The 21,035-nt window shown below is 55.0% G+C and carries 11 protein-coding genes and 2 pseudogenes; 3 read left to right on the plus strand and 10 right to left on the minus strand.

Translation table 11 applies throughout. The features are described 5' to 3' along the window. Window positions 1-284 precede the first annotated feature (284 nt). On the minus strand, window positions 285-2,306 hold the full coding sequence (locus BLT55_RS26495; protein WP_074801199.1) for a DNA topoisomerase III: 2,022 nt from the start codon (window positions 2,304-2,306) through the stop codon (window positions 285-287). A 128-nt stretch (window positions 2,307-2,434) separates the two neighbouring features. Further along, window positions 2,435-2,998: pseudogene (gene pilL2 / locus BLT55_RS26500) on the minus strand (PFGI-1 class ICE element type IV pilus protein PilL2); the annotation flags it as partial. Window positions 2,999-3,541: 543 nt separating this feature from the next. Here pilL2 and BLT55_RS26505 point away from each other — a divergent pair. Both BLT55_RS26505 and BLT55_RS26510 read left to right on the plus strand, forming a co-directional pair. Next, entirely contained in the window at window positions 3,542-4,225 is a 684-nt protein-coding gene (locus BLT55_RS26505) for a hypothetical protein (protein WP_005747020.1), read from the plus strand. Between the two features lie 132 nt (window positions 4,226-4,357). Next, on the plus strand, window positions 4,358-5,335 hold the full coding sequence (locus BLT55_RS26510; RefSeq protein WP_007247761.1) for an IS5 family transposase: 978 nt from the start codon (window positions 4,358-4,360) through the stop codon (window positions 5,333-5,335). A 126-nt stretch (window positions 5,336-5,461) separates the two neighbouring features. Here the strand turns inward: BLT55_RS26510 and BLT55_RS33620 are convergent, their stop codons facing one another. From BLT55_RS33620 to BLT55_RS26545, 8 genes and pseudogenes are all read right to left on the minus strand, one after another. Next, window positions 5,462-5,572, minus strand: coding sequence for a hypothetical protein (locus BLT55_RS33620; protein WP_162235003.1), 111 nt, complete (start codon window positions 5,570-5,572; stop codon window positions 5,462-5,464). A gap of 34 nt (window positions 5,573-5,606) precedes the next feature. Continuing rightward, a complete protein-coding gene (locus BLT55_RS26515; RefSeq protein WP_055002030.1) occupies window positions 5,607-6,743 on the minus strand; it encodes a calcium-binding protein in 1,137 nt (378 codons plus the stop codon). A gap of 67 nt (window positions 6,744-6,810) precedes the next feature. Beyond that, window positions 6,811-7,284: a hypothetical protein gene (locus BLT55_RS34110; RefSeq protein WP_156357579.1), complete on the minus strand. Its 474-nt coding sequence runs from the start codon at window positions 7,282-7,284 to the stop codon at window positions 6,811-6,813. Between the two features lie 252 nt (window positions 7,285-7,536). Beyond that, entirely contained in the window at window positions 7,537-8,514 is a 978-nt protein-coding gene (locus BLT55_RS26525; protein WP_007247761.1) for an IS5 family transposase, read from the minus strand. 109 nt (window positions 8,515-8,623) lie between these two features. Further along, window positions 8,624-9,813: pseudogene (gene tnpC, locus BLT55_RS26530) on the minus strand (IS66 family transposase); the annotation flags it as partial. Between the two features lie 132 nt (window positions 9,814-9,945). Beyond that, window positions 9,946-11,178: a YopJ family acetyltransferase gene (locus BLT55_RS26535; protein WP_054999076.1), complete on the minus strand. Its 1,233-nt coding sequence runs from the start codon at window positions 11,176-11,178 to the stop codon at window positions 9,946-9,948. Continuing rightward, window positions 11,175-11,642 (minus strand): type III secretion system chaperone, encoded by a 468-nt coding sequence (locus tag BLT55_RS26540; RefSeq protein WP_054999077.1) that lies wholly within the window; start codon window positions 11,640-11,642, stop codon window positions 11,175-11,177. The genes BLT55_RS26535 and BLT55_RS26540 overlap by 4 nt, the downstream gene beginning before the upstream one ends. Window positions 11,643-11,964: 322 nt before the next feature. Next, entirely contained in the window at window positions 11,965-12,942 is a 978-nt protein-coding gene (locus BLT55_RS26545) for an IS5 family transposase (RefSeq protein WP_007247761.1), read from the minus strand. Between the two features lie 73 nt (window positions 12,943-13,015). Between BLT55_RS26545 and BLT55_RS26550 the strand changes: the two genes are divergently transcribed. Further along, window positions 13,016-21,028, plus strand: coding sequence for a calcium-binding protein (locus BLT55_RS26550; protein WP_263398996.1), 8,013 nt, complete (start codon window positions 13,016-13,018; stop codon window positions 21,026-21,028). Window positions 21,029-21,035 lie beyond the last annotated feature (7 nt).

The following is a 21,035-nucleotide window of genomic DNA, read 5'->3' on the forward strand; positions in this document are numbered from 1 at the left end:
CCCTGAGACGATTGTGCATCGAACCTTCCATGAACCCTGTGTGCCTATGAACCCGCTTTCACGAGTTAGACGGCTGCGTGTCTGCTATTGAACAGGGAGACACAGGGAGAATTCACAACAAGATCTGTACGCCCCTCCCGATGCTTTGCGTACTTTGGGGTTGGAGAATGAAGGCAAGGCCGACTTCTCCAGGGTGCCACTGATGACCGTCAGTGACCAGCGGGGTGGAACAGTGAATGGATCTATTGTGGCACATCATTTGTCAGGCCGCCATATCCAGTGGTTCAAGCGGTTTTCGTCGTGGCGGTGCGCGTCTTGGCTGACTTGCCCGGCGATTTTTTCTTCCCTGTACCGATGTTCACCGTACCTTTGCATTCGGGGTACCTGGTACACGCCCAGAAAACACCTGAGGCTCCTTTGCGCTGCGAGGTTTTCGCGTTGCACAACGGGCACTTGGGACCTTCGGGAACCTTGATCGACAAGGTAGTGCCCTTGTACTGATCGACGAGCCTGGTGATCCAGCTCGATTGCCTGGCGATAAAGTCATCGAGCGTCAAGGTGCCTTGCTCGATCATGGTGAGCGCCTGCTCCCAGATCGCAGTGGTGCCAGGGTCGGCCACGGCAGGAGGCACCGCATCGATCAGTGAAAACGCTGCTTCAGTTGCCCGCAGCGCGCGACCTTTCCTAATGAGCGAACCTCGGTCGATCAGGCTCTGGATTGTCCCGGCGCGAGTTGCTTCCGTCCCGATCCCCGTCGTTTCTTTTAGCTTCTGAGCCAGCCGTGGATCCTTGACCAGCTTGGCGATGGTCTTCATTGCCTTGACCAACGTGCCCTCGGTGTAGGGCTTGGGAGGTTCTGTCTTCAGCGCTTTCAGCTGCAGGTCCTGGATGTCACATCGAGAGCCAACCTGCAGCATTGGCAGGGCCTGTGACCGCCCCCCACTTTCGTCTCCCTCTTCCTCGGATGAGCTAGAAAATAGAATTTTCCAGCCCGGCACCACTATACGCTTGCCCACGGCATGCAGTGAAACCGCGTTGCACTCGAAGGTGGCCACGGTACGGTCATATTCATGGTTAGGCATGAACTGCGCAAGAAAGTGAGCGCGGATCAACTCATAGACCCTGCGCTCCTTCTCAGACATTGCTGAAAGGTTCGCGGGTTCCAGGGTCGGGATGATTCCATGGTGGGGCCCCGTGATTTTTTTGTCATTCCACGCCCGTGAGCGCTGCTCCGGGTCGATCAGCAGGAGTGCCTTACCAATAGTGGGATCAGTTCGGTTGATGGCATCAAGTACCATAGGCACCTCATCCAGCATGCTCTCTGGCAGGTAACCACAATCGGTTCTGGGGTAGGTTGTCGCTTTGTGGGTCTCATAAAGCGCTTGGGCGACGTCCAGCGTCTCTTGAACCCCCAGCCCGAATTTCGCCGAGCACACCTCTTGCAGCGTACTCAGATCGAACGGCAGCGGAGCACTATCACGGGCACGCTCAGTCTCCACAGAGATGGTTGTAGCCATCTGGCTATTTTGCAGCGCATTGAGCGCGGCAGTTGCTGCGCTCTGATCGAGGCAGCGGCCTTCGTCATCGGTGACTGATTCATCGGCGACCCATTTAGCCAGGAACGAATGCCCGGCAGCGCAGAGCTGAACGTCGAGGTTCCAGAACGGTTTGGGGATGAAGTTTGCAATTTCCCGGTCCCGGTCGACCACCAGGCGAAGGGGCGGTGTTTGAACACGGCCGACGGACAGCACGCCGGTGTACCCGGCCTGTCGTCCGAGCAGGGTAAACAGCCGTGAAAAGTTCATGCCGATCAGCCAGTCCGCTCTGGAGCGTGCGAGCGCCGACAGGTATAGCGGATAGGTTTCCGCACCCTGTTTGACGCTGTTGAGCGCCTGGCGAATGGAGGCCTCATTCAGGGCCGAAAGCCAAAGCCTCTGAATCGGCCCACGGTACCCACAATATTCGATCAGCTCGCGCGCGATCATCTCACCTTCGCGGTCGGCATCGGTCGCGATCACCAGTTCTGTCGCTTCTTTGAGCAACTGCTTCACGACCTTGAACTGGCTGGCGGTCTTCGGTTTGACGATGACTTTCCACTGTGCAGGTAGAATGGGAAGCGTATCCAGGCTCCAGTTTTTCAGGTGATCGCCGTAGGCATCCGGCGCGGCAGTTTCCAGCAAGTGGCCAATGCCCCACGTGACGGCCACCCCCGGCCCTCTGAGGCAGCCGTCACCCCGGGTTTTTGCTCCGAGTACGGCGGCAATGTCCTTACCCTGGCTGGGCTTTTCGCACAGATACAAACGCATAAAGACTCCAATGAGATTTCTCCCGCCCTCAGATCCTGCTGTCTGGGGTAGGAGTGAGAAGGTAGCCGGAGGATGCAGTGCCGATGGCCAATGCCCAACGGCCACGGCTGATAAGGTGCTGTTTACCGGGTTTTTTCAGTGTTGGACGGTGGGTCAGTTTGAACCGGTGCTGTGGGCTTTGGTGTATCCGGAAGTTGGTAACCAGGCCGCAGTACGAAACAGACATCGCGCGTAACCTCATTGACTTTGACCTGCCATGCGGGACCTGCGAGCACCTGCAGGGTGTTGCGCAGGCTCATGGGGCCGAGCTTGTATTGCGCGGAAGGAAGGGGGCGCGTGAACAGGATGTTTACGTGATCCGTGGTCGGTGGGCACAAGGCATAGCCCGAGCGGCTGATAACATATTGCATCGCATCCTGGACGGACGGGTGCATGTTGGGAGGAATGCTGACATCGATGATCTGGGCCATCAGGTCGCGTTGTTCGGCTTCTGGAGCGGTATTCACCAGGGCGTATCGTCCGTAGCGAACCGTGGGCTCCTGCCTGGTCTTCGCGCCATTTGAATACAGGTCTGGCGAGAGCAGCTCAGGATTCTGGCTGGTGTCGAAAGCTGGTCCAGCCGGTTTGTCCGCTACAGATGTGCATCCGGCGAACAGCGCGAGTATGGAAAGTGTGGAAAGCTGTTTGATCATGTGTGCCTTGACCCCATTTCGTGATGGGGCCAAGGTGACAGGACAACCGACTAATAGCAGTTGAAAACCTTTACTTGAACGCGAAAGGTTTGCTTCGCATCGACGCTCGAAGGCGTCAGCGTCTAGTCATAGCTGTGAGGCGTTGGTGAATCTCCTGCTATTCTTATTTTCCATAACGGGGTTGTAAGCCGGAAAGCCGGAACCGCCCAAATTTTCGTCATGGGCGGGAAGCCAGTACTGGTGCGGATTGACACCAAACAGCGGTAGCCTGGCCATCCAGCCGTTTAAGATCGAAGCTATTCAACGGTAAGCAACACTGATCACTGTCGGCCAGGGCTGAGCTGTCTCACAGCTCCCCGCCCCCCTAGATTCAGGCCTTTAAACACCAAATGCAAAAAGACCTGCCATCGCTGGCAGGTCTTTTTGTGTACTGACGTACATCCCTCGGCGAAATCAGAGCGTTATACTCATGATTCCTAACCAAGTGGCTAGTGAATTAACTATATGGCTAAATAGCGTGCTCGTCAACAGAGAACCGACCCCATGTCACCAGACATTGCCAGACAGGCAGCGCTTTCATTTCCCAGGATGGGTACATATCTATCCGTGAACTCCACCAATCCCTCACCTCTCAGCGCAGGGATCGCTCTCTACGCTTGGAATGCCCAAGCCGCCGCTGCATTCATGTACCCACTGCACTTTTGTGAGGTTCTTGTCCGTAACGCAGTTGCTGAGGTGCTGACGGCAACGTATGGGCCTCAATGGCCTTGGAACAACGGTTTTTTTCTCAGCCTTCCAAACCCAAGCAGCCCGAGTGCGTTCAAGCCTCGCACTGCCGTCCTTGCCGCCTGCAGAAAAGCTGAGGACCTGGCAGGCGCAGATACTCCGTCAACTGACAAAGCCATTGCGGAAATGAGCTTTGCATTCTGGCAATCCATGTTTACGGCCAGGTACGATCATGGCTTATGGGCCAATCATCTCAAAACTGTCTTCCCGAATGCGCCCGCCAGCATGCCTAACCACGAAATCAGATCGAAAATTCATAAGTCACTTGAATCGATTCGCAAGCTGCGCAACCGAATTGCACACCACGAACCCATCTTTGCTCGCCATCTTGCCCAAGATTACTCGAATATTCTGAGGCTAGTCGAATATCGCTGTAAACATACATCCAAATGGATGGATGATACACAATCAGTTAGACAAGTCCTCCAAGCCAGGCCTTGAATTTGGCCTAGAAGGGGAGGCTAAAGAATTCGGACAAAATCGCTAAGGAGGCGCTGCAAAAATAGCCAACTGTCCCCACCCTTGGCACACTAAGTTCCTTCAACAGCCTCCCTCTCCGTGAGCGTTACGCGCGTGCAGAAGACCTTCTCCGAACTCGAATATACCGGCAAGAAAAAGCAGACTCGCCGAGATCGCTTCCTGGCTGACCTTGAACAGTTGGTGCCCTGGGCCCTGCTGGAGGCGCAAGTGGCGCCGTTTTATAGCAACACCGCAGGCAAGCGCGGACGCCCTGCGATAGGGGTGTCGCGCATGTTGCGCATGTACGTCGTGCAGCAGTGTTTCGGTTTCTCCGATGAAGGTTGCGAAGATGCCGTCTACGACAGCCAGGCCATCCGCGGTTTTATGGGTATCGACCTGGGTCGCGAGTCTGCACCGGATGCCACCACCTTGCTGCGTTTTCGCCGCTTGCTGGAAGTCCATCAGCTAACCCGGCTGCTGTTTGAAACGATTAACCAGCATCTGGCCAGCCGGGGGCTGCTGCTCAAGGAAGGCACTATCGTCGACGCTACTCTGATCGCCGCGCCGCCCTCGGTCAAGAACCGAGAAGGCAAGCGTGATCCTGAGATGCATCAGGCCAGGAAAGGCAATCAATGGCACTTTGGGATGAAGGCCCACATTGGTGTAGACGCCACGTCGGGGCTGGTGCACAGCGTAGTAGGGACGGCCGCTAACGTGGCGGATGTCACCCAGGTTGGCCAGTTGCTTCACGGTGACGAAACCTATGTTTCGGGTGACGCTGGATACACCGGTGCGGCCAAGCGACCGGAGCATGCTGAACGGGACGTTATCTGGTCGATTGCAGAACGGCCAAGCAGTTACAAGCAGCACGGCGAAGGCAGCGTGCTGTATCGGGTCAAGCGCAAAATTGAATATGCCAAGGCGCAACTGCGTGCCAAGGTCGAGCACCCCTTCCAGGTAATCAAGGTGCGCTTCAATCATCGCAAGGTTCGCTACCGTGGGCTGGAAAAGAATACAGCGCAGTTGTTCAGTTTGTTTGGGTTGGCCAATCTGATGCTGGCCAAGCGGTATTTACAACAGACGGCAGGATAAATCCGTCTGAAAGGCGGGACTGGCCCGCCTTTCAGCAAAATGAGGGCAGAAATCTGCTCGAGAAACGTAAAATAAGGCCGGCAGGTTGAAAAAAACCGGCTTGGAAATGGGGACGGTGCGAACGGGTTAATTGTTCAGCGCCTCCCTAAGGCTATCGTCTCCTAAACCACCATGATAAGTGTCGTCAGAAGCATAACCCCATACAGAGTCATTGCCGCCAGTGGTGAGCACAACCATTGCCTTTACTTCATCTACAGACCAGCGAACTCCATTAGGGAGGCGCTGATTTATTCGATTTTTCGTCCCTGCAACGCTCTGGAGGCCTTGATTTATCTGGGGGCAACAGCTGGGTTTTAGAATAAATCAGCGTCTCCTTAGCAAAACGTACACTCTCCAACGCATAAGGACCCGCCGCATCGCGGTTGAAGTAACCACTGACCGTGATGCGGTCTGTGCTCCCATACCGGCTGATTAGAAGATCATCATAACTACGGCTCAACGCAATGTCTGAAGGCGAAATGCCTTCGGCGAATTCTATAACGTCCTGCTTGCTTGATGCTAAATCATAGTTATTAACAACATCCTGCCCCCACCCGGACCGGGAAAAATAGGTATCTGAACCCTCACCACCATAGAGATAATCGTTACCGTAGTCACCCTGCAGAAAATCATCACCCGCATCGCCATAGAGGCTGTCGCTTCCATGCCCTCCACTTAATACGTCAGCGCCAGCACCCCCGCTGATATAATCATTATCATTACCACCGGCAACAAAATCGTTACCCCCTCCGCCCGTCAAAGAGTCGCTTCCGTCGCCCCCCATGAGGGAGTCGTCTCGCTCGGTGCCAGTATATGAATCCGCAGCGCTCGTGCCCAAAAGCACGGAGTTGCCGCCTCCATATATAGATTTAAACTGTGCCAAGCCCGAACCATCCAACTCATTCAACCACGTTGAAATCGACTCATTCCATATGGCTTTCTTCAAAGACGAGCTCAATTCTACGGCATCAACTATCGCATTAGCCGGACTGACTGAGTGCGCTACCTCCAACGCGCTTGTAACACCGCTATAATCAATTACAAAGCCATCCTCAGACCAAGAAACCGTTAACAACGAACTATAACTTTGCAGTCGCGTCTGTAACAAGAGCCCCCGATAAACCGATTCCACCAAAGCGTCATAAGCTTTATTGATCTGATCAATCTGAAAACTTTGCAGACTCAGATTTTCTTCGGTTAGATAGATGGGTCCTGACACCAGACCGGTCACCGACCTATGACCACCGGCGCTGTTTCCAGATCTAGCCGAAATGTATAATTTTTTACTTTCTCCTCCACCGTCCTCTTGAGCAGAAAAACTGAAGTACTCAATACCTGTAAATATCTCGAGGATCTTTATTTTCTCCAAAGCGTTTTGCTGAGCAAGCTGAGCAGCTGTGGGTTCTCTTGAAACACTAGGGAGACGCTGATTTATTCTAAAACCCAGCTGTTGCCCCCAGATAAATCAAGGCCTCCAGAGCGTTGCAGGGACGAAAAATCGAATAAATCAGCGCCTCCCTAGAGGTGTTACTTCCTCCATTATCACTGGCGATAAAACCAGTGTCTGGCTTTTCCCAAGAGTAACTGAATTTTACTTTATAAGTCCCTCCGCCGAGGCCTTCCACGCGCTCGTCAAAAGTACTCATTTTGCTCGTGCCAGCCCACGCAACCAGCAGGCGATCAATCATTGACATCTGCTCTTGGCGAGTACTGACAGATGAGTATATTTCCAAGACACTTTTCAAAGAGCTGCTTAGCATACTCGCTTCACGAAGATCTCGAACTGTGCCAGACCCTTGCATATCAGGCAAGTTTTCAGCGTCTACATCCAACTCTATTTTGTCAGAGAACTCTCTATAAAACGTATTTTGCGCGAAGTCAATAGTACCAATAACACCTTGACTCTCCACCCCGGCGAGCGTGTCGGTATGCGTATATGACCCCAGATTTGAGACGATATTCCCGTTATTTGCAGAGCGTACGCTGCACCTGCGACATTTATTGACGTGACACCTAGGGAGACGCTGAACAATTAACCCGTTCGCACCGTCCCCATTTCCAAGCCGGTTTTTTTCAACCTGCCGGCCTTATTTTACGTTTCTCGAGCAGATTTCTGCCCTCATTTTGCTGAAAGGCGGGCCAGTCCCGCCTTTCAGACGGATTTATCCTGCCGTCTGTTGTAAATACCGCTTGGCCAGCATCAGATTGGCCAACCCAAACAAACTGAACAACTGCGCTGTATTCTTTTCCAGCCCACGGTAGCGAACCTTGCGATGATTGAAGCGCACCTTGATTACCTGGAAGGGGTGCTCGACCTTGGCACGCAGTTGCGCCTTGGCATATTCAATTTTGCGCTTGACCCGATACAGCACGCTGCCTTCGCCGTGCTGCTTGTAACTGCTTGGCCGTTCTGCAATCGACCAGATAACGTCCCGTTCAGCATGCTCCGGTCGCTTGGCCGCACCGGTGTATCCAGCGTCACCCGAAACATAGGTTTCGTCACCGTGAAGCAACTGGCCAACCTGGGTGACATCCGCCACGTTAGCGGCCGTCCCTACTACGCTGTGCACCAGCCCCGACGTGGCGTCTACACCAATGTGGGCCTTCATCCCAAAGTGCCATTGATTGCCTTTCCTGGCCTGATGCATCTCAGGATCACGCTTGCCTTCTCGGTTCTTGACCGAGGGCGGCGCGGCGATCAGAGTAGCGTCGACGATAGTGCCTTCCTTGAGCAGCAGCCCCCGGCTGGCCAGATGCTGGTTAATCGTTTCAAACAGCAGCCGGGTTAGCTGATGGACTTCCAGCAAGCGGCGAAAACGCAGCAAGGTGGTGGCATCCGGTGCAGACTCGCGACCCAGGTCGATACCCATAAAACCGCGGATGGCCTGGCTGTCGTAGACGGCATCTTCGCAACCTTCATCGGAGAAACCGAAACACTGCTGCACGACGTACATGCGCAACATGCGCGACACCCCTATCGCAGGGCGTCCGCGCTTGCCTGCGGTGTTGCTATAAAACGGCGCCACTTGCGCCTCCAGCAGGGCCCAGGGCACCAACTGTTCAAGGTCAGCCAGGAAGCGATCTCGGCGAGTCTGCTTTTTCTTGCCGGTATATTCGAGTTCGGAGAAGGTCTTCTGCACGCGCGTAACGCTCACGGAGAGGGAGGCTGTTGAAGGAACTTAGTGTGCCAAGGGTGGGGACAGTTGGCTATTTTTGCAGCGCCTCCCTAGCAAAAAATGGGTATCTGGCTTAGCGAGGCATCTCTGGCGAGCAATTCCAAGGCAACAACGCTTCGTAATCTTCTACCGATGCGGCATGTGGCAGGCGCTCAAGTACGTGGCGCAGCCACGTATAAGGCTCTTGGCCGTTGAGTTTGGCGGTCTCGACCAGGCGGTAGATCTGCGCGCTGGCTGTGGCGCCTTTGGGTGTGTCGCTGAACAGCCAGGCTTTTCGTCCGATGGCGAACGGTCTGATTGCCCGCTCGGCAGCGTTATTGTCGATGGGTAAAAAACCAGCTTCGATATAACGCTCCAGCCGGGTCCAGTTGTTGGCCAGATAATTCACCGCTTTGCCCAAGGCACTTTGGGCCGTGACCTGCGGCTGCGTTTTTTCCATCCATGCTTTCAGCTTTGCCAGCTCAGGCAGGCTTTTTTCCTGACGGCCGATGTAACGCTGCTCATCGCTGACATCCTTGAGTTCACGCTCGATGCCGTACAGTTTGTTTATAGATGCCAGTGCAACGTCGGCGCGGCCCGTCTTGCCTTGAGGGTGCACTTTCTTTGCCTCCACGAACTTGCGTCGTACATGGGCCATACACGCCAGACGCTCCACACCCGGTTGCAACGCCAACGCGTTATAGCCCGCATAATCATCGGTCATCACGTAGCCGCAATAACTTTCCAGCAGGCACAGCGGCACTTCCTGCGCACGGCTGGTGGTGTAGTCGAACAGGACGACTTTTCGGTCCGGCGGTCCGCTGGCTTGCACCCACATCCAGGATTGGCTGGTCGGGTCACGATCCGGCTCTTTTAGTACCTGAACTCGGGTTTCATCGCAGTGAATAAACGGACTTTCGAATAATCGATCACGCATCAAATTTAGCAGCGGCTGGAAGTGTTCGCTGCACTGGATCACCCAGCGTGCCAGTGTCTGGCGCGGTATTTCGATGCCATGTCGACTCAGTACCGTTTCAAAACGATGCAGAGGCAAGCCATCGATATATTTGGTGGTCAGCAGCATGGCCAATAGCTCGGACTGGCCATGCTCTTTTCGATCATCTGAGCCGGTTTGTCAGCCGTGACCGGTGCCGTTTCACAACCGCGGCAACCGTAGACTTTGCGGATATGTTTGATCACACGGATCTGCATAGGCACGATATCCAGCTGCTCGCTGATTTCGTCGCTGATGACATGCTTGCGGCAACCGCAGGCACAGGTCAGTCGTTTGCTGAGCAAGCCGAGCCTCGACTCTTTTCCTCCTGCCTCTTGAGGTGACAACCTTTATTCTTCTCGAACACCTGTCCTCGGACAAAACGCGCCAACCGTAAGGCGCGTTTTTTCAGAGGAAGTGAGTCAAGGCTTGGCCCGGACCCTGTTTGCGGCAAGGAAGTCTCCTGCCCGCTTTATTTCCTGCATTCTGAAACCTTCAATAGAGGTAACGTGCTGACCGGCAGATCTGTTGGCCCGGTAGGCCTGGTTTCTATGTAAAAGCGTTTCCGCATGTAGACCGCCCTTGTCCTTAGTAACGGTTGTATCTTTTTCCGGGTGATTCTCCACTAAACTTTTTGACTGAGCATGCTTCAAGAAGGTCGCCGGGATAGGCACCCCGTCTTCTCCATTGTGCAGAAGGGCGGTGTATTCATCGTGATGTTTAAAGGCTTTCAGGGCGTTATTAAGCGCAAACATGATGCAGTCAGTTTGCGAGTGTTGAATAAAATTTCCTACCATTTTGAGTTTGACATTGCCTAATGCTGAACGTATTTCCTTTTCTTCAAAATCTATAATGTTCCCTTCGGCAGACTCAAACCCGACGATTGACGGCCGGTGGCCGTATCTCAATTGGATATCCAAGGCTATATGATGGTCTGGCATCTTTCTGATTGGGGGGTAAATAACCCGCATACTCAGCGATTGCTGGTTTCTTTGAGCCTCCTTGTTTTGCTCTTTGATCGCCCTGCAACAATCTTTACTACTTTTGAACGTATGCAGATTCAAGCCGGGATTTCTTGCATTTTCCGCTTTGGCAAAAAGCGGCAGTAATTTGATATCTCCTTTTATAATAGCGTTGTTCGGACCATCGCCCTTTTTCACTTGGTCGCAGACCATCACGGCATGTTCATGCAGATCCTTATCACGCAAGGCTAACTGGGGCAGGTTAATCGGCTCCATCTTCTCAAGCAGACGCTTAGGTATTGCTTCGGGCTGCGCCGGTATAGCATCTCCCCGTGATGCTTTCGGTGAGTTCAGCATCATTTTATGAAAGTTTTCCAGCTCAGAATGGTTCCGCCCGCCGCCTAGACGAAATTGTAGAAGGGGGGACGACGAAGGCATTGAACCCTCGGCTTGCTGAGTATCCTGCGTGTCAGACGAACTGCCCCCCGCTTCATATCTTCCCGCTGCACGCGCGTTTTGCGGTGAGGTGGATGTCTGGCTGGCGTTGTATCTGTTGTTCGTTGGAAGCGCATCCTGACGTTGCAGACGTCTGCCCGCTCCACGCTGTAGCGGTGGAGTATTTACCGATGATGAAGCGCTTTCAGCATTTTCTGCCTGAGTTCTCTGACGTCTGTTCGCACCTGAGATATTCATCTAATAGTCCCCGCCATCGTTAACATTAAATCGGTTTTCGTCAGCCTGGATGACGAGGCAAGCGGAGCAGAATGGCTATGCAGTAACTTTGGCCGCCATAGGTTCGCTACTTCGATCATCTGAACGCAGGCGCTGACAAAGTCATCCTCGTCAATCCGTGACGGATCAAACCGCTGGAAGAGCAGCACCTCATTGTTTTTTTCGTCCAGCCCGAACGCCGCACCATCGCTTGAGCCGTAATGAAAGAGGTTGGCTGCCAGAATATTGCTCAGAAGTGTGCTGCTGGCTGGAGTAGAAAGCGTACCCACGCTCAGATAAACAAACAGCGTATTTTGCTGTTCAAGCCGTTCCAGCGTCATGTCCAGTTCGTTGACCTTCAGGCTGCACAGGTGATTCGCATCCAGAGAGAGCGGTCCACTTTCAAGTCGTATCGCCAACGCATTCAGTAGGTTTTGTATCATCATGATCCGAACTCTGCAGGTCAGGAAAATGTGCATAAAGCGCTATCGCGGCCAAACCTCGCCCTGTCATGGCCAGGTCCTGTCGGCTGGTGGCCCGGTGCCCTATTGTTGATCGTTGAGTGGTTGAAGGCCTTCGGTCAGTTCCCCAGGAGTTGATCGACTCAATGAAAGATCTTTTAGGGAGACGCTGAACAATTAACCCGTTCGCACCGTCCCCATTTCCAAGCCGGTTTTTTTCAACCTGCCGGCCTTATTTTACGTTTCTCGAGCAGATTTCTGCCCTCATTTTGCTGAAAGGCGGGCCAGTCCCGCCTTTCAGACGGATTTATCCTGCCGTCTGTTGTAAATACCGCTTGGCCAGCATCAGATTGGCCAACCCAAACAAACTGAACAACTGCGCTGTATTCTTTTCCAGCCCACGGTAGCGAACCTTGCGATGATTGAAGCGCACCTTGATTACCTGGAAGGGGTGCTCGACCTTGGCACGCAGTTGCGCCTTGGCATATTCAATTTTGCGCTTGACCCGATACAGCACGCTGCCTTCGCCGTGCTGCTTGTAACTGCTTGGCCGTTCTGCAATCGACCAGATAACGTCCCGTTCAGCATGCTCCGGTCGCTTGGCCGCACCGGTGTATCCAGCGTCACCCGAAACATAGGTTTCGTCACCGTGAAGCAACTGGCCAACCTGGGTGACATCCGCCACGTTAGCGGCCGTCCCTACTACGCTGTGCACCAGCCCCGACGTGGCGTCTACACCAATGTGGGCCTTCATCCCAAAGTGCCATTGATTGCCTTTCCTGGCCTGATGCATCTCAGGATCACGCTTGCCTTCTCGGTTCTTGACCGAGGGCGGCGCGGCGATCAGAGTAGCGTCGACGATAGTGCCTTCCTTGAGCAGCAGCCCCCGGCTGGCCAGATGCTGGTTAATCGTTTCAAACAGCAGCCGGGTTAGCTGATGGACTTCCAGCAAGCGGCGAAAACGCAGCAAGGTGGTGGCATCCGGTGCAGACTCGCGACCCAGGTCGATACCCATAAAACCGCGGATGGCCTGGCTGTCGTAGACGGCATCTTCGCAACCTTCATCGGAGAAACCGAAACACTGCTGCACGACGTACATGCGCAACATGCGCGACACCCCTATCGCAGGGCGTCCGCGCTTGCCTGCGGTGTTGCTATAAAACGGCGCCACTTGCGCCTCCAGCAGGGCCCAGGGCACCAACTGTTCAAGGTCAGCCAGGAAGCGATCTCGGCGAGTCTGCTTTTTCTTGCCGGTATATTCGAGTTCGGAGAAGGTCTTCTGCACGCGCGTAACGCTCACGGAGAGGGAGGCTGTTGAAGGAACTTAGTGTGCCAAGGGTGGGGACAGTTGGCTATTTTTGCAGCGCCTCCTTAGAGGTCAAGCTGGCAACGATACTCTGCTTGGCGAATCAGGTGATGACTATCTCAGTGGTGGGGATGGCAATGATACCCTTAAAGGCGATGCAGGTAACGACAACTTATATGGTGATGCGGGCAAGGATCAACTAGATGGCGGTCTGGGCAACGATTATCTTACGGGTGGCGAGGGGAATGACACGCTGCTAGGCGATGCAGGCAACGACACGCTGTACGGCGATTCAGGTAACGATCACCTGGATGGCGGTACTGGAAACGATTACCTGACGGGTGGCGAGGGTTCTGACGTCTATCGCTTCAGTCGAGGCTGGGGTCAGGACTCGATTAATAACTACGATTCGAGCGCTGGAAAGACAGACACTATCGAGTTTGCGGCGGATATTCTTCCGACCGATATCATTGTTACCCGTTCATACAATGATCTGGTCTTGTCCCTTAAAAATTCCACGGACAAGGTAACGATTTCCGGCTACTTCCAGAATGACGGCGACACGCCCTATACCGTAGAGCAGATTCGATTTGCTGACGGCACTCAGTGGAACGTTGAACAAATCAAGACCATGGCGGCCTTTACCTTCACTGATGGTAATGATGCCCTTACCGGCTATGCATCCGACGACCGTATTGCTGGTGGTAAGGGGGATGATGTCCTCAACGGTCTTGCCGGCAACGATGTTGTCAGTGGTGACGAAGGCAACGACAACTTGTACGGTGGCACTGGCCAAGACACTTTGAGTGGCGGTTCCGGTTCAGACTACCTGTATGGCGAGGACGGGAATGATTTGCTGTCGGGCAACGCCGGTAGCGATATTCTTTATGGCGCTGATGGCAACGACATCCTTGATGGTGGCACTGGCAACGATACGCTTGATGGTGGTCGTGGCTCTGACACTTACCGCTTTGCAAAAGGGTATGGTCAAGACAGCATCAACAACTACGCTTACGGCGAAACAGCTACCGATAAGGTTGATGTCATCCAGCTGGATGGCTTGAATCCGGCCGACCTGCGCTTTTCTCGGTCGGGTGACGATTTTGTCATTCAGATCAAGGCAACAGGTGACACCCTGACGGTGCGTTCGCATTTCAGTCAGGATGGCGTCACCGCCTACGCGATTGATCAACTGAAGTTCGCCGACGGCTCTGTATGGGGGGGCGCACAGATCAAAGCTGCCGTTGTTCAGTCATCGGAAGAGGCCGACACTCTCACTGGTTATGCCACAGCAGATAGCCTCTTTGGTCAGGATGGAAACGATTCGCTGAGTGGTCGTGCAGGCGACGATGTGCTCGACGGGGGCAATGGCTCGGACACTTTAAACGGTGAGGATGGCAATGACACATTGCTGGGACGCGCAGGTAATGACTCGCTCAATGGCGGTTATGGCGATGACGTGCTGGATGGTGGTTCGGGCAACGACAGCCTTGACGGTGGCTACGGCTCCGATACCTATATCTTCCGTAAGGGCTCGGGTCAGGACAGTATTTACAACGGTGCCTACAACGAAACCACGGCTGGCAAACAGGACGTAATTCGTCTTGAAGGGCTTAACCTGAGCGACATAAGTCTACGCCGGGAATCCAGTGACCTGGTCATACAGATCAAGGAAACAGGCGATATCCTGCGGGTTTCCTCACACTTCTCTCCCGCCAGTACCTACTACAACTATGCCATCGATCAACTGCAGTTCGCTGACGGTACGGTCTGGGGTGTGGAGCAAATCAAGACGTCGCTACTGACGGGGGGCGAGTTTAACGACACGCTTACCGGTTACGACACTGACGATACCCTTCAAGGCGTGGCAGGCAATGACACGCTGTATGGGGGACTTGGCAATGACACCCTTCGGGGAGGAGCGGGACGCGATACGTTGTATGGTGAAGACGGTGACGACACATTGCTCGGCGGCACCGACAACGACAGCCTGACTGGCGGGAACGGTAACGATCTGCTGGATGGCGGTGCTGGTAATGACACGCTGGAAGGCGGCAAGGGATCGGACACCTATATCTTCGCTAAAGGTTCTGGCTCCGATTCAATCGATAATTTGACTTACAGCGATACGACCCTCAACAAGCTCGATGTCGTTCGTCTGGATGGTTTGAACAGCGGAGACGTCAGTCTGCGTCGCGAATCCGATGACCTGATTGTGCAGATTCTTCAGACCGGCGAAGCCCTGCGCATTCGTTCGCATTTCAGTGCCGAATCCAGCACTTGGAGTTATGCCATCGATCAGCTGCAGTTTGCCGACGGTACCGTCTGGGATCGTGCACAGATCACCGCGGCCCTCCTTGATGGGACTGGAGGCAGTGACACCATCACGGGTTACGACACGGCCGACACACTATCCGGGCTGGCGGGTAATGACACCCTCAATGGCCGCAATGGCAACGATCTGCTTGATGGTGGGGATGGCAGGGATAGCCTTAATGGTGAGGCTGGCGATGACACCCTTCTGGGTGGTGCGGGCAATGACACCCTTTCTGGTGGCGAAGGTAACGATATCCTTGATGGCGGTACGGGCAACGATTCGCTTGAGGGCGGCAAGGGCTCGGATACCTATGTCTTCCGCAAAGGCTCCGGGCAGGACACCATCAGCAACTATGCCTACAACGACAGCACACCGAACAGGCTGGATGTGGTGCGTCTGGAAGGGCTGAACACGGGTGACGTCAATATCCGTCGCGAGTCCGACGATCTGGTGATTCAGATTGTTCAGACCGGTGAGGTCTTGCGGGTCAGCTCCCATTTCGCTACCGATCAGAGCTACGGCTATGCGATCGATCAACTGCAATTCGCGGACGGTACGGTCTGGGATCAGGCCAAAATTACGTCAGCGCTTTTGATTGGGAACGAGGGCAACGACAGTATCATCGGATACGCCACGGCCGATGAGCTGGTGGGGCTGGAAGGGGACGATGTTCTCAGTGGCCGTACTGGCGATGACCTGCTCAACGGTGGTGAAGGCAGGGACGGTCTCTACGGCGAAGACGGTAATGACACTCTTCTCGGGGGGCTCGGCAACGACACCCTATCGGGTGGCGCTGGCAACGACACGCTTGATGGCGGTGCCGGTAATGATTCACTGGAAGGTGGCAAGGGCTCGGATATCTATATTTTCCGTAGGGGCTCCGGGCAGGACACCATCAGCAACTATGTCTATAACGACAGCACGCCTGACAAGCTGGATGTGGTTCGTCTGGAGGGCTTGAACACCAATGATGTCAGTATTCGTCGCGAGTCCGACGACCTGCTGATCCAGATTCGCCAGACCGGCGAAACATTGCGCGTCAGCTCGCACTTCTATAGCGATCAAAGCTATGGCTATGCGATCAACCAGTTGCAGTTTGCCGATGGCACTCTCTGGGACGAGGCGCAGATAACCGCGGCCTTGCTGATCGGTACTGAAGGCGACGACAGCGTTACTGGCTATGCCAGCGACGATAACCTCACAGGCCTGGCGGGCAATGACTCCCTGAGTGGACGCGCAGGCGATGATGTGCTCGATGGGGGGGATGGCAAGGACACGCTCTACGGTGAAGACGGTAACGACGCGCTCTTGGGCGGCGCTGGAAACGATTCGCTTAGCGGCGGTGCCGGCAACGATCTTCTTGATGGTGGTGCCGGTAACGACTCGCTTGATGGCGGAAAAGGCTCTGACACTTATGTTTTCGGCAAGGGTTATGGCCGGGACACCATCAACAACTACTCCTACAACGACACCACGCTCGACAAGCTTGAAGCCGTTCGTCTAGAGGGGCTGACCAAGGATGATGTGAGCATTCGTCGTGAGTCCGATGATCTGGTGATTCAGATTCGTCAGACGGGCGAAACCCTGCGGGTTAGCTCTCACTTCTATAGCGATCCAAGCTACGGCTATGCGATCAACCAGTTGCAGTTTGCCGACGGGGTTGTCTGGGACCAGGCACAGATCACTGCGGCCTTGCTGATTGGCACTGAGATAGACGACAACATCACCGGTTACGTCAGCGATGATCGTTTGTCTGGCGCACAGGGCAACGACACCCTGAACGGCCGTGCCGGTAATGACATCCTCGACGTCGGCGATGGTCGTGACACCCTCAACGGTGAAGACGGCAACGACACACTGCTGGGCGGCGCAGGCAATGACTCGTTGACCGGCGGCTATGGCAACGACACCTTGGACGGCGGCAGCGGCAATGACTCGCTGGACGGTGGCTACGGTTCTGACACCTATGTGTTCCGCAAGGGCTCGGGTCAAGACACTATCAGCAACTATGCCTACAACGACACCACGGCCAACAAACTGGATGTGATTCGTCTGGAAGGTCTGAACGCTGCCGATGTAGTGCTGCGTCGTGAGTACGATGACCTGATCATCCAGATCAAGGACAGCGGCGAAACTCTGAGGGTCAGCTCGCACTTCAACACCAGCGTTCTCTACGGCTATAACATTGATCAGATACAGTTTGCCGATGGCTCGGCACTGACCAATGAGCAGATCCGTACGGCTCTGCTGACCGGTACCGAAGTCGACGAGACCGTCACCGGTTATGAGTCGGCGGACAGCCTGTTCGGTCTGTCGGGCAACGACACTCTTAATGGTCGTGCCGGTGATGACATCCTCGACGGTGGTGATGGCCGTGACACCCTCAACGGTGAAGACGGCAACGACACACTGCTGGGCGGCGCAGGCAATGACTCGTTGACCGGCGGCTATGGCAACGACACCTTGGACGGCGGCAGCGGCAATGACTCGCTGGACGGTGGCTACGGTTCCGACACTTATGTGTTCCGCAAGGGCTCGGGTCAGGACACCATCAGCAACTATTCTTACAACGACACCACGGCCAACAAACTGGACGTGATCCGTCTGGAAGGGCTGAACGCTGCTGATGTGGTACTGCGTCGTGAGTCCGATGACCTGATTATCCAGATCAAGGACAGCGGTGAAACCCTACGGGTCAGTTCGCACTTCTACAGCAGTGCCATCTACGGCTATGGCATCGATCAGGTGCAGTTTGCCGATGGTACGGCACTGACCAATGAGCAGATCCGTACGGCTTTGCTCACCGGTACCGAAGTCGACGAGACCGTCACTGGTTATGAGTCGGCGGACAGCCTGTTCGGTCTGTCGGGCAACGACACTCTTAATGGTCGTGCCGGTGATGACATCCTCGACGGTGGTGATGGCCGTGACACCCTCAACGGTGAAGACGGCAACGACACACTGCTGGGCGGCGCAGGCAATGACTCGCTGACCGGCGGCTACGGTAACGACACCCTGGACGGCGGCAGCGGCAATGATTCGCTGGACGGTGGCTACGGTTCTGACACCTATGTGTTCCGCAAGGGCTCGGGTCAAGACACTATCAGCAACTATGCCTACAACGACACCACGGCCAACAAACTGGATGTGATTCGTCTGGAAGGTCTGAACGCTGCCGATGTAGTGCTGCGTCGTGAGTACGATGACCTGATCATCCAGATCAAGGACAGTGGCGAAACCCTGCGGGTCAGCTCGCACTTCAACACCAGCGTTCTCTACGGCTATAACATTGATCAGATACAGTTTGCCGATGGCTCGGCACTGACCAATGAGCAGATCCGTACGGCTCTGCTGAGTGGTACCGACGTCGATGAGACCGTTACCGGTTATGAGTCAGCGGACAGCCTGTTCGGCCTGTCGGGCAACGACACCCTGAATGGCCGTACCGGTGATGACATCCTCGACGGAGGCGATGGCCATGACACCCTCAACGGTGAAGATGGCAACGACACACTGCTGGGTGGCGCAGGCAATGACACGCTGACCGGGGGCTATGGCAACGACACCCTGGAAGGCGGCAGCGGCAATGACTCGCTGGACGGTGGCTACGGTTCCGACACCTACGTGTTCCGTAAGGGCGCGGGTCAGGACACTATCAGCAACTATTCTTACAACGACACCATGGCCAACAAACTGGACGTGATTCGCCTGGAAGGTCTGAACGCTGCCGATGTAGTGCTGCGCCGTGAGTCCGATGACCTGATTATCCAGATCAAGGACAGCGGTGAAACCCTGCGGGTCAGTTCGCACTTCTACAGCAGTGCCATCTACGGTTATGGCATTGATCAGGTGCAGTTTGCCGATGGGGTGATCTGGAACAAAGAGAGTATCAGCGCCAATCTGTTCACACCTGTAGCGGTGAGTGCCTTGACTGTCTCCGGCACGGAGGTCGGCGAAACCCTCACCGGAGGTGACGGTAACGATACGCTCTACGGTAATGGTGGAGACGATGTGTTGGAGGGGGGCTCGGGTAATGACCGTCTGGATGGTGGTGCCGGTGACGACACCTACCTGTTCGGTAAGGGCTCGGGTCAGGACACGATCTACTACGCCAACGAAAGCCGCGCCGGCAAGGTCGATACCATTCAATTGCTCGACCTCAACGCAGCCGATGTCAGCGTTTCGCGAGACAGCTATGACCTGGTGATTCGCATCAACGGCACGACTGATACGTTGCGCGTCGTGTATCACTTCCTGAGCGATGCCACAGCGGGTTATCAGATCGACCGCATCCAGTTTGCCGATGGCAATGCCTGGGATCTGGACGCAATCAAGACCCAGGTATTGAAGGGAAATGATGCTGACCAGTCCCTGACGGCTTACGCCACCGACGACCTGATCGACGCCGGTGCCGGTGACGACACCGTCAGTGGTGGTGCTGGCAATGACAGCCTGGCCGGTGGTTCGGGTGCCGATACCCTGAACGGTGAAGAGGGTAACGATCTGCTGCAAGGCGGTCTGGGCAATGACGTCCTTAGCGGCGGCGCCGGCAATGACGTGCTCGATGGCGGTGCTGGCAATGATCGTCTGGATGGTGGTGCCGGAGACGATACCTACCTGTTCGGCAAGGGTTCGGGTCAGGACACGATCTACTACGCCAACGAAAGCCGCGTCGGCAAGGTCGATACGATTCAGTTGCTCGGCCTCAACGCTGCCGACGTCAGCGTTTCGCGAGACAGCTATGACCTGGTCATTCGGGTCAATGGCACGACCGATACCCTGCGTGTTACGTATCACTTCATGAGTGATGCGACCTCGGGTTATCAGATCGACCGCATCCAGTTTGCTGATGGCAATAACTGGGACCAATCGGCCATCAAGGCGCAGGTGCTCAAGAGTAGTGACGCAGCCCAGGTCCTGACCGGTTTTGCCAGCGATGATCTGATCGATGGCGGCATAGACGACGATACGTTGTATGGCGGTGCAGGGCAGGACAGACTGTTGGGTGGTGACGGTGCTGACTCGCTCAATGGCGATGAGGGTGACGATTACCTCAATGGTGACGCAGGCAATGACACCCTTAACGGCGGTGCTGGCAACGATGTGCTCGATGGCGGTGCTGGCAATGATCGTCTGGATGGCGGAGCCGGTGACGATACTTATCTGTTCGGCAAGGGCTCGGGCCAGGACACGATCTACTACGCCAACGAAAGCCGTGCAGGTAAGGTCGACCAGGTCAAGCTGGTTGACCTCGATGCAGCCGACGTCAGCGTGGCGCGTGACGGTTATGACCTGGTGATTCGCATTAACGGCACGACTGATACGTTGCGCGTTGTGTATCACTTCATGAACGATGCCACAGCGGGTTATCAGATCGATCGGATTGCGTTTGCTGATGGCAGCTTCTGGGATCAAACCGCGATAAAGGCGCAAGTACTGCAAGGTACTGAGGCGGATGAAACCCTGGCTGGTACCGGCAGCGATGACATTATCAACGCAGCAGCAGGTGACGATGTCGTCAATGGCGGTAGTGGCAACGATATCCTCTCGGGCGGTATTGGTGCCGATACCTTGAATGGGGAAGATGGCAATGATGTGTTGAATGGGGGCGACGGTAAAGACGCTCTCTATGGCGGCAACGGTAACGACCAACTCGATGGTGGTGCTGGCAATGACATGCTGGACGGCGGGAATGGTGATGACATTTACCTGTTCGGCAAAGGCTCTGGTCAGGACAGCGTCTACTAAGCCTATG

Source organism: Pseudomonas cannabina (assembly GCF_900100365.1).
In the GTDB taxonomy this organism is placed as follows: domain Bacteria; phylum Pseudomonadota; class Gammaproteobacteria; order Pseudomonadales; family Pseudomonadaceae; genus Aquipseudomonas; species Aquipseudomonas cannabina.